Below are 15135 nucleotides of genomic sequence, written 5' to 3'. Positions count from 1 at the left end.
AGAGCTCCCTTTCCTCCTCCATGAGCCTCTGCATAATCGCCTTTTCCCTCTGCTTGACCTCTTCCCTTAAACGTGTGACCATTTCCCTTGAAGCGTGCTCATCACGTTTCGACATAGCCTTCCTCCTTGTTTGGTTGTTCACCTATACAAGAGGAAGGCTATCTATTGTCGCCCTAGGAGTCCAGACACAAATTGTTATACGCTACCCGCAGAAATGTTTATGGTCAGATAAAGCTGTCTCGATTACAATCATTTAAGTGCGCCAACCAGTACGACCAGCACAATCGTTTGTGGTCAGATAATACTGCACCGATTATAGTCATCAAAGGTGCACCAACCAGAGCTACCATTACAATTCTTTCGAGAGCCGATTCAGGTAAGGCTCGAGGAGGGATTGGTTGTACGGAAAGGAACCGTGGGTGAACACCAGGGCTATGCATGCCCGGGGTATGAGGCCAAAGCGGAAAGGGTCGTATCCCGCTTACGCAAGCTCCTTCCCGAGACCTGCTCCCTGCTTCACGAGAGTCTTGAGGACACGCTTACCTTAAACTCATTTACAGGAAATAATTGGTGTCATATCCGCTCCATCAATCACCTGGAAAGGTTATCCTGCGAGGTGCGCAGGCGCTCTTGGATGGTCAGGGTCTTTTTAAACTTTGCCTCCTGTCTTGTGCTTGCTGCAGCTAGACAGAAATGGCCTAGAAGAAACGCTGAGAAAAGAAACACTAACTGGACGCAGATTTTCTGCTCGAGGACCTCATATAGAAATCGGAGGAGGTGAAGGCCCCAGGCAATGCTCTTCAGGATGAAGAGGGCATGGCAGGAAATAGTTTTCACACAATGCGTTGCATAAACATCATCGAGAGGCTTTTTCGCTTACCCTTTACAACAGATGCTTACAAATGCCACGGGGCCACCTTCCCGATAGTAGAGATAAGTATGTTCTGAGACAACGAGATTAATCCATGAAACCGGCTGAGGTTAATGGTTTCTACCTACCTTCAGCATTAGTCCTCACCCGGAAAATATGTCTGGTGCATATGAATGGGGTTTTGATTTCTTCACTATGAATACTTTTCCTTTTTCCGACCATTCTTTCCATTCTCCGCCCAAATCCTCAAATCCCTTTCTGTTGTATCTGTAGTGATATCCACCCTCATCGATTAGAATCGCATACGCATTCTCTATATTTGGTAATAAATCAGCTCCGGATATAGAATCCTTGCCGTTAACAAAATCTTCTATTCTCCGAATATCTTTGGCGACATCACCCCTCTGAACGACTGGCAATTTGCTATAGAGTATTCCTTGCTTGGAGAAAGGTCTCTTTATCATTCGTTCATGGTCGGGTTCATACTTGAATTCTATTGCTATATCAAGACCGCCTTTCTCGTCCTTGTTCTCTTCGCTGATAATTGCTAAATCTACAAGTAAAGCTCTTTTTCCATCCCTCTCAACTGGATAGTTATGGATGACGATAAGAGGCTTTTTCTCGTCATTTGCGATTTGTATAAGGTGTGCCTGAAGCTCTCTAACGATATCGCGCTCGGTGAAATACTGAGTCATATATCTCTCTCCATAGCTCTCTCTCAACCTACGAAGAGCTTCCCTCAGTATTTCCGCTGCTTCGTTCTCCATGTTTCCCCTATAGATCTCTGTAAATACACAGCCAGAGATTAATTCTTAACCAAGTCCCCGCATATCAGTTCCGCTTGCTCCAAGACGGTTTGGGTAGCCTTCTCCTGCTTGTCCGGCGGGTACCCGTGTTTTCGCAATATCCTCTTTATCATTACGCGCATCTTGGCACGCACGTTTTCCCTTACCGTCCAATCTATGGTGATGTTCTTCCTCACCGTCTCCACAAGCTCCTGGGCTATCGCCTTCAGGACTTCGTCTCCGAGTATGGCCACGGCGCTGTCGTTGGTCTCCAGCGCGTCGTAGAAGGCGAGCTCCTCTTCCGTAAGCCCCAGGTCTTCGCCCCTGCGGGCCGCCTCCCGCATCTGCTTGGCTAGCTCTATCAACTCCTCTAAGACCTGCACGGCCTCGATGGTCCTGTTCTGGTAGGCACGTATCGACTTTTCAAGCAATTCGGCAAAGGAGCGGGATTGCACAAGGTTCTTTCGCGAACGCACCTTTATCTCGTCGTTGAGCAGCTTGCGCAGTAGCTCAACGGCCAGGTTGCGATGGGGGAGGTTCTTCACTTCCTCTAAGAACTCGTCGGACAGGATGGATATATCCGGCTTGGGAAGCCCTGCCGCCTCGAAGACATCTATAACCTCATCCGGGGCGATGGCTTTGTCCACGATCTGCCGTATGGCGTGCTCAATCTCCGCTTCCGCCTTCTTACGTTCAGCTGTAGTCCTCGAAAGCGCAGCCCTCACGGCCTGGAAAAAACCTACATCATCCCTTATGCGCAAGGCGTCCTCATGTGGTACCGCCAGGGCAAAAGCGCTGGAGAGCTCCGTCACCGCCTGGAGTAGCCGCTCTTTTCCGTCCTTTTGGGAAAGGATGAACTCCTGGGCCTGGGGCAGAAGGCCCATCTTCTCAGCGGCGGTTCCCGAATGCCAGGCCGACCAATCGAAGCCATGAAATAACCCCAAGCATACCTCGTATTTCTCCTTCATCACCGCCACGGCCTCTGCCTGGTCCAAGGCAGTATCTCCTTTGCCCCCGCTTTCGGTGTATTCATGCATGGCACTGCGCAACTGGTCAGCTATGCCTAAGTAATCTACGACCAAGCCCCCGGGCTTGTCCTTGAATACGCGGTTAACCCGCGCGATAGCCTGCATGAGGCCATGGCCGCGCATCGGCTTGTCTATATACATGGTATGCAGGCTGGGGACGTCGAAACCCGTGAGCCACATATCGCGCACAATGACCATCTTGAAAGGATCGTTCGCGTCCCGGAAGCGGTCGGCGAGCTCCTCTCGCCTCTGCTTGTTTCTTATATGCTGCTGCCAATCAGCTGGGTCAGAGGCCGAACCGGTCATCACTACCTTCAGGAAACCTTTGCTATCATCCTCGTCGTGCCATTCCGGTCTCAGCTTTATCAGGGCATCGTAGAGGGCTACGCAGATGCGCCGGCTCATGCACACCACCATGGCTTTGCCGTCCATCACCTCCAGGCGCTTTTCGAAATGGTCCACGATATCCTGGGCGATCAGACTTATGCGCCTTTCCGCGCCAACCACGGCCTCAAGCGCAGCCCACTTGGTCTTGAGTTTCTCCTTCCTCTCGACCTCCTCGCCCTCGGTAACCTCCTCGAACGCTTCGTCCAGGTGAGGCCGTTCTTCGGGGTCGAGCTCTAGTTTGGCAAGGCGGCTTTCGTAATAGATGGGCACTGTGGCCCTATCCTCTACAGCTCGCCTTATGTCGTAGATGCTGATATAGTCTCCGAAGACCGCGCGGGTATTCTTATCCGCTAGTTCGATGGGCGTACCGGTAAACCCGATAAAACTCGCATTGGGCAGGGCATCCCGCATGTGCCTGGCGAAACCGTCGATGAAGTCGTACTGGCTGCGGTGGGCCTCATCCGCCATGACTACGATGTTCCTGCGCTCTGAAAGCAGCGGATATGTGTCCCCTTTGGCTTCGGGCATGAACTTCTGGATGGTGGTGAAGACGACGCCCCCAGAGGATACCTTGAGCAGCTCGCGAAGGTGCTGCCTGCTCTCCGCCTGCACTGGGGCCTGCCGGAGCAGCTCCTGGCAGCGGCAGAAGGTGCCGTAAAGCTGGTCGTCGAGGTCGTTCCTGTCAGTGATAACAACGATGGTTGGGTTTTCCATCTCTGGATGTTGGATGATGCTTCCGGTATAAAAGACCATGGTCAGACTCTTGCCCGAACCCTGGGTATGCCAGACTACCCCGCAGCGCCTGTCCCCATCAGGCCGGGAGGCCTCGACCGTCGCCTCTACTGCTGCCTTTACCGCATGGAACTGATGGTATCCACATATTTTCTTCTCCAACCCTCCCCTGGGCTGTTCTTCAAAGACGATAAAATTGCGTAGCAACCGTAGCAGGCGGCTTTTTTCGAAGACGCCTTTGATAAGGACCTCAAGTTGGGGTGAGGTGAGGGGTGCCACATCGTCCCCCTCGATGGTGCGCCAGGGAAGGAACCATTCCCGGTTAGAGGTCAGAGAACCCATCCTGGCCTCAAAACCATCGGAGATTACCAGCACCTCATTATAGTGGAATAGAGAAGGGATCTGGGCCTTGTAGGTCTGAAGCTGGCTGAACGCGGACCAGATATCAGCGTTGGGATCCAGGGGGTTTTTAAGCTCGATTACCGCGATAGGCAATCCGTTTACGAAGATGACCACATCCGGCCTTCTATTGTTATTGTTCTCGATCACGGTGAACTGATTAACCGCAAGGAAGTCGTTGTTTTCGGGGTTATCGAAATCAATGAGCCTGGCGTAACCGTGGACTATGCGTTCCTCATCCTGGTACTCTATTGGGACTCCATCCGTTAACATATAGTGGAAATCCCGGTTATTGAGCTCAAGCGAAGGATGATAAGAGACAGCCACCTTCCTGAGCACATCATCTATAGCTTCATGGGGCAGGTAAGGATTTAACAAAGCAAGAGCATCACGAAGCCTCCTGGTAAGAATCACTTCTTCATAGCTATCGCGTTCCGCGAAGAGCTCCCCGGGCGCTATCTCTGGCCCATGTAATATGGTGTACTCGAGTCCCTCAAACCATGAGAGAGCTGCTTCTTCGACAACAGATTCATAGAACAAAGTTTCCACTGACTCCCCTTAAAGTTCACAGCCCGAATTTTATATTTTCATTCTTGATAATTTCGCAATAAGTAAGTGATCCTGTCTAGAAATCTATCCTCTCGATGTTAACCCTTTCTTCCGGCTCGGCTCGAAGCGCTCTTACAGCGGAGACTAGTGTTTCTGGTAAATCTTCTAGTCTCATGTTCTGTAGTCTCTCCGCGATTTTATTAGGTTTATCGCTTGCATTACGGCCAATCCCTAGGGCTTCTTCTAGAGTTGGATTTATAACAAATATCTGGCCAGAATCCTGAACTACTTCCTTAATCCTCTTATTCAACGCCTCTTCTTTATTGTTGTCTTCCTCTTGCTTCTTTCGGTCTGTAGCATCGTCAATTGGCCAAATGTCTCCATCATGCAGCACATCAAATGGTATAGATAGTAGCCTGCAAACAAGTGCGACAAGGATAATGCCTGACTTGCCTCCACAATCAACTATTGAAAATCCTTCAGCATCAACATCAATGCCGAGTAGCTCTGCAACATATAGTGCGGCAATTTTATCCCCATGTCCTTCCACTAATAATGCATGATTAGCAAATAGGACCTCGTTTCTCGCTAAATCGAACTTCCCTGCTATTTTCAATCTACTCCTCGCTTTTTCCAGCTCCTTATAGTCTTTCTTTTGCACAAAGCTGATATATGTATTCTGGCCTATATTCTTTCGAACAAGCCGCAAGCACTCGAAACGGTTAACATCTGCGAATACAGGCGAATGTGTAGAATAGATTACTTGGCATTGCCCATTGTCTACGATTTCAGAAATTAATCGATAGAAGTATCGTTGAGCTTGGGGATGAAGATACATCTCCGGTTCTTCGATGACGACAGTACCAAACTCTCCGCCAAGCTGCCGGTATGCTTCAAAAATCCCTACCACGATTGCGCTTTGAATGCCTAAGCCCAATTCTTCTCCTGGAATTAATAGACCGGACTCCTCATATTGTAACCGTAAAGAATTGAAAGGGTTAGCGGGATCAGTAAATCCGAATCTTATGTCTATTGATTTTGAAATATCTCGACCAAGAAACCCCAACATTTGTTTTGCGGTTGTAGCGATTGTTTCTTCTATCTCCTTTACTGTATCGGTACGCAGTACTTCCATCGCCTGCACATAGGCATCTTTAAATTCTGATTCGTGGGAAAATTCTTTTCTTGCCCTCTCAAGAAGCCGTCCTAGTATTGAACCTCTAGCTCCTGGTATATGTTGAGCAACACTTCTTCGATGATCGATAAACAATAAGCGGGCCGACTCCCGAAGCTCAGTACCGACAGCAAGAGGACGGAATTGTGGTTTTACACCTTTCTGCGGAGGCGTTACCGCAACACTGGGGACTTCTCCTTTTAAATTTAATGGCTCAGTCTCAACGTGTAGATCACCAACGGCACTCTTTCTGGTCGCTCTTCTATATGGCTTACATGAGACTCTGATTGCGTAAATCTCATGCTCTGTGCGTAATGTATCAACATGCACATATGGTGGTTCGAACCAAACAACTATTTCAAGATCTCTAGAAGCTTCGAAGTTGGTAAAGTCTTGCGGTATTCGGAAGCTTCGAATGGTGGGCCATATCTCACCTAATACAATATTAATTGCTCTTAAGATTGAGGTTTTACCTGCACCATTGGGTCCAACAAATGCCGTAAGCGGTTCAATAGGTATGTCAATATCCTCGATACTCCTGAAATTCTTAATCTGCAAACGCGTTAACATATTTCTTTCCTCTAATTATTCTTCCAGGTTCACTAATCCGGATTTGGCCTGAGATAAGCTTTGGCAATAGGGCGTCGCGTAGAGAGGATAAAATTCGGGACTCAAGTTCATTTTGTTTGATTTTCATATCCAATGGTTCGCAGAGATTATCAAAAAGCTCGATAACTCGATTTGGTGGCGATACACATGCAATAGAATTTAAACCTTCCTTATTGACGGCGCCGAAGACTGTACCCTCCGCCTCAAAAAGTTTGAAAATCGTTTCTAATGACTTTACGAAGTAATATGTATACGAGCTACTACCAGTAATGTGGCGTACTGCAGCTAGGCCTCGCCCGATACAACAACGTTCTATAGCAATATTCGTATCACCAACTGGCGCGCGAACCGTGACAAGAGTATCTCCAGCTTCTGCAAACCTCGTGGGCATTGTGCAATAAACACGGCGAGAGGGAAACCTTACTCCAAAATCCACACGACCTTGGTAGAAAGGTGAGCCTTTCCCCTCTTCATTATATGTATACCCTGGTGGCGATTGCCCCATTACTATTTTAAATTCATCACCCATCTTGCTTAACCGCCAACCTTCCGGTATCCTACCTAGCTTTGTATCGATAAATCTGCTCGGGAAGAGGTCGGCGATGGGTTTGGGAAGACCAGGGTCGCGGCCTTCAGCTTTGGCGCGGACGGGATCGAAGACGATGAACCATGACTTGAATATCGCCCGCGCGATTCCCTCCAGCGTCTCATTCATCCTTCTGTTCAGCTCAATCTTGTCGTCGAGAGTACCTAGGATGTGAGCGATAGCTTGTTGTTCTTTTACAGGTGGCAATGGAATCTTTGAATTCCCAATGATATCTGGATTGAAGGCTGGATATGCAGAAGTATGACTTTCAGCGATCCGCGTAAGATATTCAGTGTACTCATTTGTTATAAGACAATAGTAGAGATATCTCGCCTCAACTTCTTTAGGAGTGATTACAGCAAATCCTGTAGATGCAACTGAATTAGGCATTGCCCTCTTTATAAATGCATAATGCCGAAGGTTTGGGCGCACACAAGATATGAGGATATCATTTTCTCTTATTATTCTCTTAGCGCGGCTAGGCGCTTCAGAAAGAGCAAGCTCTTGTGTTTCGCCAATAAGCCCGTTGTTAACTGATGCGATATCAATATATTCAATTGTCTCGAAATCATAGTCGCTTTTGATCGACAATTCATTAATGACCGCAACGTCTCTTATAGTTACTAGCTGCCAATTCGGCGGTAGATACGATTTCCTTTCTTGCTTTGATTGATGATTAGATTTCATAGCCTAGCATTCCCAAGTTCTTTTTAATAGCTTCTTCCAGTTCCTTTCCTTCTTTGAGCTGCTCTCTCAAGACTGATGTAAGGCGTCTCATTTTCTCCTCGAAGGGCTCGCCGTCATCCTCGACGGGCTCGGCACCGACGTAACGCCCTGGCGTAAGTATATAGTTATGTTCCCTTATCTCCTCCAAGTTCGCGCTCTTACAGAAGCCCGGAACATCCTCATATGATTTCTTATAGTCTTTGTCTCCCCTCCAGGAATGGTAAGTATCGGCTATCTTTCGTATATCCTCGTCGGTGAGCTCGCGGTGGGTACGGTCCACCATCACGCCCATCTTGCGCGCGTCTATGAACAGGGTCTCGCCACTGCGATCCCGGAAGCGGCCGTTTTTCTTGTTCCTGGTCAAGAACCATAGGCAGACGGGAATCTGGGTTGAATAGAAGAGCTGACCCGGCAAGGCCACCATGCAGTCCACCATGTCCGCTTCGATTATATTCTTGCGGATATCCCCTTCCCCCGATTGATTGGAGCTCATGCTTCCGTTGGCGAGCACGAAACCTGCCATACCGTTAGGCGCAAGGTGATGGATGAAGTGCTGCACCCAGGCGAAGTTGGCATTTCCGGTGGGTGGAACTCCGAACTTCCAGCGTTTATCGTCGCGGAGCCTCTCTCCGCCCCAATCCTTCATGTTGAAGGGGGGATTGGCCAGGATGTAGTCGGCTTTCAGGTCCGGGTGGAGGTCTCGATGGAAGCTGTCCGCAGGCTCAGGGCCCAGGTTGGCCTCTATCCCACGGATGGCCAGGTTCATCTTGGCCAGCCTCCAGGTGGTGGGGTTGGATTCCTGACCGTAGATGCTTATGTCCCCGAGCTTTCCCCCGTGCTCCTCGATGAACCTCTCGCTCTGGACGAACATCCCGCCCGAGCCGCAGCACGGGTCGTAAACCCTTCCCTTATAGGGTGCGAGCATCTCCACCAAGAGGCGTACCACACAGCGGGCGGTGTAAAACTCCCCACCCTTCTTGCCTTCGGCGCTTGCGAATTTGCCCAGGAAGTACTCATAGACCCGGCCGAGGATATCTTTGCTGCGGTTCTCATCATCCCCCAGACCGATAGTGCCGACAAGGTCGATGAGCCCGCCCAGGCGCTGCTTGTCCAGGGTTGGTCTCGCGTAGTCCTTTGGAAGCACCCCTTTGAGCACCGGGTTGTCCTTTTCGATGGCCATCATGGCATCGTCTATTAGCTTGCCGATGGTGGGTTGCTTGGCATTGGCCTGGAGGCCGTTCCAGCGCGCTTTCCTGGGAACCCAGAATACGTTGGCCGCCGCGTATTCGTCGCGGTCTTCTAGGGCGTATCCACGCTCTTCGATGTCCTCGATGTACCACTCACTCTCTGGGTCCGAAAGTTCTTTCTCGAGCTTGTGCCTTTGCGCCTCGAAAGCATCGTTTATATATTTAAGGAATATCAAGCCCAGGACCACGTGTTTGTATTCCGCGGCGTCCATGTTGCCCCTGAGCTTGTTGGCGGAGTCCCATAGCTTTTCCTCGAAGCCCAGGTTCGCTCCCTGGTTGTTGTTCTGCTTCCCTTTCGTTTTTGCCATGAAGGATCACCTCTGCCGGTCAACGTCTTATCGCGCCCTTGCGCATAGTCTCACCAAGTAAGAAGCAACGACTATATCCCAATGCTCCTAATGAATTTTCTGTAGGCTTCTGCTTCTTCCTCCACCCTGCACTTCTTTCGATATTCGTGCAGCTTGGCAAGCAGCTTCTTTGCATCCAAGTCCAAGGCCACAGCCAGCTGGTAGATTGCTGGGTACGTGGGCAAGGTCTTTCTTTGCAGGTAATAGTTGATGAGGCTCTTGCTGACCTTGGCTTCCTCGCCGAAACGGGCCCTCACCCTGGCCTCCAGGGAACGCAGAGATGCCTCCCCGTCCTTTTTCAGCAACGCCTCAAGCTCGTCGATGAAATCTGCCATGGCTCCTCCCCTCTCATGCCCAATTATAGCCGAGAGCAGGACAATCAGTCTTGACTATGTCCAATAGGTGTTGTACATTAATAATGTCCAATGTTAGTTGGACTATGTTAAGGGTTTAGCTCAAGCCTTCTGTTCCTGCGGGGACGAATTCGAAGCTTCAATGTATCGGGAAAGGAGGTGAGCAGAATGGCAAAGGAGCGCAAGTGCGAGATGGCTCGCGAGGCAGCGCTCGCGGCGTCCCAAGCGGCCAAAGCCTGTACGGCGCTAGTCAGCCCTAAAAAGAGGCAGCATCACCGCAAGACTCCCCGCAGAGCGCACAGCAAGAGAAGGAACGCTCATCGGCGCAAGCCGGGTTTCTCCCCCGAGCGCCAAAGCGGCTATTCCGTCAACCGCAAAGGCGGGACGCTTACCGCCAGCAGGGTTCATGGGCTGGTCGTGAACGAGCTCGCCCGCGAGCTTGCGGGCATGGGCATCGAGGTGGCCAACACCGGCCTTGGCGGCGAGACCCGCCCCGACCTGGCGATCTTTGAGCCCCTCACGGTGATAGAGGTTAAGGCCGAGGGAGACTGGACGGACGTCATCCGTGGCGTCGGCCAGTGCTACGTGTACGGCGACCTGCTGGGTGACCACACAACAACGGGCAAGATACTCGTGGTGCCGGCCTGGACTGACCCGGAGAAGGCCGCCGTGCTCTTCCGCCTGGGAATAAGGGCCGTGAAATGGCGCGAGAAGGAGGGCGAGATATCCTTCACCGGGCTCAAGCGCGCGCTTTTCGGAAAAGGCCGCAAGGGGGCTTGAGTGAGTACCGGAGGCGCCTTGGAGGCATGGGGGCGAGGGCCTTACGCGGGCCCTCCCCGCCTCCATCGCCAGATGAAGGCAAGGAAAAATGCGGCTTCTCCCCCTCATTACGCGGAGTCGGATATGGACGAGGTGGCTAAGATAATCAACGCCCTGTACGAGGGGCGCAGAGCGGATACGACTAATCTGGACTGGAAAGGGCGGGTAAAATTCCTGCGGCTCCAGATAGTCGCCGCATATGCCGGTTACCGCTTGCTCTACCTCATAGGGCGGTTACGGGACGCCGAATTCATGGAGATTATTCTCTCCTCCGTAGAGGACAGCGACCCCTTGCTTGGAGACGCGCTAGAGTACGGCCTGGATAAGAACGTAGTGGCGCTGGCGAGCTTCTTGCAGGCAATTGCCTTGTTCGCCTGGTACAAGGCGGTTGAGGTGCGGCCGTTTCTCGATTTGTGCCCGCGACTCTTGAAGCGCCTGGATGAAATAGAGGGGTACGTGGAGGGCGTGAAGCCCGACAGCCGCTTGGTCCACGCAGAGGAGGTCCTCCTGGAACGCGTGTACGCCGCGCGCAGGATGCTTATCGAGGACTACCCCCAGTGATTACAGGACACGGCCGCCGCTAACGGCCAGCAAGACACTTTGGCCTTTTTCCCCGCAGAACGGCACGCCCCGCGATAAAAGTTACAATAAATGTAAGGAGCGGTGTGCCCGCCACACCGGAGCCCGGCTAGGAACCGGGGGATGTTTAAACAGGCGGAGGCGAGGATGTACGTGAAAGTGAAGAAGATGGAGGCAGAGATATTGCAGGCCCTTTACTACTACGGGCCGCTGGAGTACTTCCAGATCGTCTACTATCTCGCCCGCAGGGGATATCCCCGCGAGGACATAACCGTCTTCGATTCCCTCGCCAAGCTGGTGCGGATGGGAGCCATATACCACATAAGCCCATGGATGCCCGGGTCGCGGAAATACGAGCGTGTCTATTACCTCCAAATGGGCAGGAAAGCGAGGCATTTGCTGGAAGAGGTGCTCCAAGACACGATCATACGGGAGTTCTGGTGGCCGGCAACCGAGATCTACCGCCTGAGGAGGAAGGGATATGACCTCGAAGATTATTTGGGACGCTTCCAGGGCAAACACGAACGGGCACTCCGCAATTTCAAGCTGCAGTTGGCAACGTCTGGCGGCGGGGAGCTGGAATTCTGGCGCAATGATGCCTTCGAGTTCCATCGCTACAAGAGCTCCATGAGGGCGATAGTCAGACCCGATGCGATCTTTGCCTGGAGATATTTCGACCCAAAGTACAACATACAGCCGTTCTACTACTTCCTAGAGCTGGAGCTGAGCTGGAAGTCAGACGACAGAGTGAAACAACGAATGGAGAACTTCATCCATTTCTTAGTGAGCAATACCTGGGGGAAGACGAAATCTGGCCTTGAGCTGCCATACTTTCCCGCTCTGCTCTTCCTTTTCCCCAAGAATGAGGGCTCCACAGTAAAGACAGGCCGGGCGAATATGCGCAGGCACCGTAAAGCCCTTTATGATGCCATGACCGCGATCAAGCCAGACCTCTTCCGTTGGGAACAGGTTTTCAGCTACGGCTTCTGCTTCGCCGACTTTTGCACCGGGGTTTTGGACAGAGATAATACTGTCTCGCCGGCGACCGATGCTATCTGGTACGACTACTACCACCCGGAGCGGGGTCCTTGCACCCTGCGCGAGATCGTGCCCTCGAACATAAAAGAGTTGCTCGAGGCCCGCTACCGCCGGGGGATGGAGACCTGAAAACTCTGATTTATATTTCTATATTTTTATATTGATAAAAATATTTCCAGTGCCCTAATTCAGGGGCACACAGCCTTCTGCCAGAAGCTCGAAAAGCTATCTGCCGCCAGCTTGTTACGCCCTCCAAATTGGCGTTGTGGCCACAACTTTTCGGCCTAAGGTTCCGGGGAACGATGGGAGCAATTGGGAGTGGATTAGATGGATAATATGCCAACATGAATACTTCTCCATAGAAATATACATAATTTAAGCTATCTAGCTGGTATTTTACGCAACTTACTTTCTGCAAACCCCCCGTACTAACCCTAGTAAAATGAACCTGGGGGAGCACATAACAACCCGCCTAATTAAGGTTCAAGGAGCGCCTTGAAGCCGCAACAATGCCATTAATTCCAGCACGGTTGAATTATGCTTGACGCTCGGCGCTAAATCCTTCCTTGGTCACCAGGAAATGTTCGTTCGTGGCTTACAGCCCCATAACAGTACCCCGTTCCCTGCCCGGGAATGCGTCGGAGCACCGACACCGCGAAGCCTGTGACACATGGGCGCGGTAACCGCCCCATACGCGGCTATGCCGGCTGTGCAGGTTCCCGGCATAGCCTTGTGTGGCGCCCTAACCATGGCGCCACACGGCACCGCTCACGCGGTGCCGGGCTCGGCCCGCACTCCAGGCCGAGCAGGATGGGCGCGGGGGCGTCGCCCCGCGCACCCGGGCGATGTGGGGTAGGCGGGATTGGCCCCAAATCGCCCCGCCCGCGCCGCCGGCCGATGCGGCACGCTAGCCCCTTGGGCGCGGTGAGCGGGGTCGCCCAAGGGGCCCGCATCGTCTCGCGGCTGGGTTTGGGCATCTCCCTCGCCCTCAAACCCAGCCCGGCGGCGCGGGGATGTGCCCGGCATGGCATCGCCGTGCGGCGATGCGCGGGCGAGAGCCCGCCATGCCGGGCCGACCGGGCTTCGCCCCAGGCGGCAAAGCGAAGCCCGGCAAGGCGCCGGCCTCGCCACAATCCGTTCCGGCGAGGCCGGGCGCGGTGGGGCTGTGCCCCACCCCTCGCGCTTTGTGGGGAAAGCCGAGCTGTGCCCACAAAGCGGGTACTTGACGGACAGCGACAAAGCCGTGCCCTGTCAGAAAATCCGGGCAGGGCAAGAAGGTGTCCTCGGCTGCGCATATAATAGTGAGTGACAGGAGGTGGAAGAAAGATGCCCTATTCCGCTTACGGCCCGAGCACCGGCCCTGAGTCGCCGAAAAAGTGCTCTCTCTTATCTGGAGTTACCATATTCATCTAGATGGCCCCTATCGCTGGAGAAAACGATGATCGAAGCCGAACTGCGCGGCAAGCTTTCGCGAGGCATCGAGCGAAGCGAGGACGTCCTCACCTCCAACGTATTCTCGTTTCTGAAATACTCCGACCGAGGCAAGTGCCTGCGCGCGTACCTTGAGGAGGCGCTTGGCCTAAAGGTAAGCGAGAGGGAGGCAGAGGAAGCGGAGTTCAGGTTCTGGCCTTCCTATGATGGCGGGACAGAGCCAGACGTGGTCATCATCGTGGGCGGCTATTACCTGCTTTTCGAGGCGAAGTACCTCTCGGGCTTTGGCGCCGGCGACGAGGTAAGGGACCCCCAGGCGGAAAGGGAGGCGCGCCTCGGTCTTAAAGAGGCGATATCGCTGGGCAAGGAGTTTTTCTTCATCCCCATCACCGCGGATTTCTACTTCAAGGGGGACAAGGGTTTCGTTCTCACAGAAAAGATGATGCGGTACTTGAAGCCGACGAGCTGGCAGCGGTTCGCGGCCTTCCTGGAAAACCTGCTGGAAAGCGGGACGCTTACGAGCAGAAACGAGATCGAGTTCGCTGAAGACCTGCACGAGCTCCTCGACCGGAAAAACCTCAGGGGCTTTTACGGATACGCAATCCTTGCGGGGGCCAAGGCCACCCTTCCGGAGGCCGAATTTCTCTTCTACGATGCCAGGGGCTCGACCTTCAGGGGCGCCTTCATCGGGTTCGCGAAGACCCTTGCCACGGCGGAGAGGATAGACGCCCCGAAGCGTCACCTGTTCATGGCCGAGAGGAAGATGTTCCGCGGCCTGCTCAGAACACCGGAGATCATGGAGTTAGGGGATAGGCGGCTATTCTGGGAGGTGGAGAATGGAAACTAAAGAGCTCGAAGGGTTGTCGGAACAGTCCAGGAGGGCTTTCGAGTTCGTGCAGAAACTCTACCACGAAGTGTCCTACATGATCCGAGAGATCGAAGCGGCGCTGGCCGACGAGCCGGAGAAGTTTGCGATCTGCAAGCCCGGCGGGTATGGCATATCCACGGTGGCATCGAGGAGGCTTGAACCAGTATTCGTCAACCAGTGGCTCATTCGCCGCTTCTCGGTCTACTTCGTGCCCGAGAATAGAACCCAGACTATTGCCGGGACCTCGAAGACGGAGTTCGCAAGCGACCTCAAGGCATTGTGCTTAAGAGTCGTCATGGACGATAAGGAGATAGCCCCGAGCGTGTTTTTCGGCGTGATCTACAACATCACCACGACCAGCCCAAAGCTCCAGAAGTTCGAAGAGCTCATAAGCCACATAGAAAGCCAGGCGCAGAAGGTGTTCGCAAACCCCGAAAGGATAGAATACGAGGACGGAAGTGCCAAGTTCGCCGGCAAACTTGTTTTTCGTACACTGAAATTCCCTGAAATGAGCAACCAAAATTCCCTGGAATGAGCAAGGGGAATTCCCGGGAAAAAGCGGGACAGTTGAAGGAAGACTGTCCCCCCGCCTCTAACCTTTGCTTTG

Annotated in this window: 13 protein-coding genes; 7 read left to right on the top strand and 6 right to left on the bottom strand. The window is 52.6% G+C overall.

Features of this window, described 5'->3' with window-relative positions; translation table 11 throughout:
- The first annotated feature begins 394 nt into the window (after positions 1 to 394).
- Positions 395 to 781: a hypothetical protein gene (locus tag HPY71_14620; protein ID NPV54726.1), complete on the top strand. Its 387-nt coding sequence runs from the start codon at positions 395 to 397 to the stop codon at positions 779 to 781.
- Positions 782 to 1014: 233 nt separating this feature from the next.
- Here the strand turns inward: HPY71_14620 and HPY71_14615 are convergent, their stop codons facing one another.
- The 6 genes from HPY71_14615 to HPY71_14590 form a co-directional block, all read right to left on the bottom strand.
- Positions 1015 to 1638 (bottom strand): hypothetical protein, encoded by a 624-nt coding sequence (locus HPY71_14615; protein ID NPV54725.1) that lies wholly within the window; start codon positions 1636 to 1638, stop codon positions 1015 to 1017.
- A gap of 38 nt (positions 1639 to 1676) precedes the next feature.
- Positions 1677 to 4751 carry a type I restriction endonuclease subunit R gene (locus HPY71_14610; protein NPV54724.1) on the bottom strand — a complete coding sequence of 1025 codons (3075 nt, stop codon included), beginning with the start codon at positions 4749 to 4751 and terminating at the stop codon, positions 1677 to 1679.
- Between the two features lie 76 nt (positions 4752 to 4827).
- Positions 4828 to 6483 carry an ATP-dependent endonuclease gene (locus tag HPY71_14605; protein NPV54723.1) on the bottom strand — a complete coding sequence of 552 codons (1656 nt, stop codon included), beginning with the start codon at positions 6481 to 6483 and terminating at the stop codon, positions 4828 to 4830.
- A complete protein-coding gene (locus tag HPY71_14600) occupies positions 6473 to 7807 on the bottom strand; it encodes a DNA polymerase beta domain-containing protein region (protein NPV54722.1) in 1335 nt (444 codons plus the stop codon). The genes HPY71_14605 and HPY71_14600 overlap by 11 nt, the downstream gene beginning before the upstream one ends.
- Complete coding sequence (locus HPY71_14595) at positions 7797 to 9401, bottom strand: SAM-dependent DNA methyltransferase (GenBank protein NPV54721.1); 1605 nt, start codon at positions 9399 to 9401, stop codon at positions 7797 to 7799. Before HPY71_14595 ends, HPY71_14600 begins: the two co-directional genes overlap by 11 nt.
- Before the next feature lie 71 nt (positions 9402 to 9472).
- Positions 9473 to 9775: a hypothetical protein gene (locus HPY71_14590; protein ID NPV54720.1), complete on the bottom strand. Its 303-nt coding sequence runs from the start codon at positions 9773 to 9775 to the stop codon at positions 9473 to 9475.
- A 186-nt stretch (positions 9776 to 9961) separates the two neighbouring features.
- Between HPY71_14590 and HPY71_14585 the strand changes: the two genes are divergently transcribed.
- The 6 genes from HPY71_14585 to HPY71_14560 all read left to right on the top strand — a co-directional run bounded on the left by HPY71_14585 (position 9962) and on the right by HPY71_14560 (position 15063).
- Positions 9962 to 10573 carry a hypothetical protein gene (locus tag HPY71_14585; GenBank protein NPV54719.1) on the top strand — a complete coding sequence of 204 codons (612 nt, stop codon included), beginning with the start codon at positions 9962 to 9964 and terminating at the stop codon, positions 10571 to 10573.
- Entirely contained in the window at positions 10574 to 11173 is a 600-nt protein-coding gene (locus tag HPY71_14580) for a hypothetical protein (GenBank protein NPV54718.1), read from the top strand.
- A gap of 177 nt (positions 11174 to 11350) precedes the next feature.
- Complete coding sequence (locus HPY71_14575; protein ID NPV54717.1) at positions 11351 to 12358, top strand: hypothetical protein; 1008 nt, start codon at positions 11351 to 11353, stop codon at positions 12356 to 12358.
- Between the two features lie 895 nt (positions 12359 to 13253).
- The gene (locus tag HPY71_14570) at positions 13254 to 13538 is read left to right on the top strand and encodes a hypothetical protein (protein NPV54716.1); all 285 of its coding nucleotides are present in this window, start codon (positions 13254 to 13256) and stop codon (positions 13536 to 13538) included.
- Positions 13539 to 13667: 129 nt separating this feature from the next.
- Positions 13668 to 14507: a hypothetical protein gene (locus HPY71_14565; protein ID NPV54715.1), complete on the top strand. Its 840-nt coding sequence runs from the start codon at positions 13668 to 13670 to the stop codon at positions 14505 to 14507.
- Positions 14497 to 15063 (top strand): hypothetical protein, encoded by a 567-nt coding sequence (locus HPY71_14560; protein ID NPV54714.1) that lies wholly within the window; start codon positions 14497 to 14499, stop codon positions 15061 to 15063. The genes HPY71_14565 and HPY71_14560 overlap by 11 nt, the downstream gene beginning before the upstream one ends.
- Positions 15064 to 15135 lie beyond the last annotated feature (72 nt).

The organism is Bacillota bacterium (assembly GCA_013178125.1).
Lineage (GTDB): Bacteria > Bacillota > SHA-98 > Ch115 > JABLXJ01 > JABLXL01.
The sequence above is the reverse complement of the archived record's forward strand: the minus strand, read 5'-3'. Positions and strand labels throughout refer to the sequence as shown.

Excerpts from the sequence above, each read along its gene's own strand:
- HPY71_14615 (NPV54725.1), bottom strand. The coding sequence starts at position 1,638 with ATGGAGAACGAAGCAGCGGAAATACTGAGGGAAGCTCTTCGTAGGTTG.
- HPY71_14600 (NPV54722.1), bottom strand. The coding sequence starts at position 7,807 with ATGAAATCTAATCATCAATCAAAGCAAGAAAGGAAATCGTATCTACCG.
- HPY71_14595 (NPV54721.1), bottom strand. The coding sequence starts at position 9,401 with ATGGCAAAAACGAAAGGGAAGCAGAACAACAACCAGGGAGCGAACCTG.
- HPY71_14590 (NPV54720.1), bottom strand. The coding sequence starts at position 9,775 with ATGGCAGATTTCATCGACGAGCTTGAGGCGTTGCTGAAAAAGGACGGG.
- HPY71_14585 (NPV54719.1), top strand. The coding sequence starts at position 9,962 with ATGGCAAAGGAGCGCAAGTGCGAGATGGCTCGCGAGGCAGCGCTCGCG.
- HPY71_14570 (NPV54716.1), top strand. The coding sequence starts at position 13,254 with ATGGCATCGCCGTGCGGCGATGCGCGGGCGAGAGCCCGCCATGCCGGG.
- HPY71_14565 (NPV54715.1), top strand. The coding sequence starts at position 13,668 with ATGATCGAAGCCGAACTGCGCGGCAAGCTTTCGCGAGGCATCGAGCGA.
- HPY71_14560 (NPV54714.1), top strand. The coding sequence starts at position 14,497 with ATGGAAACTAAAGAGCTCGAAGGGTTGTCGGAACAGTCCAGGAGGGCT.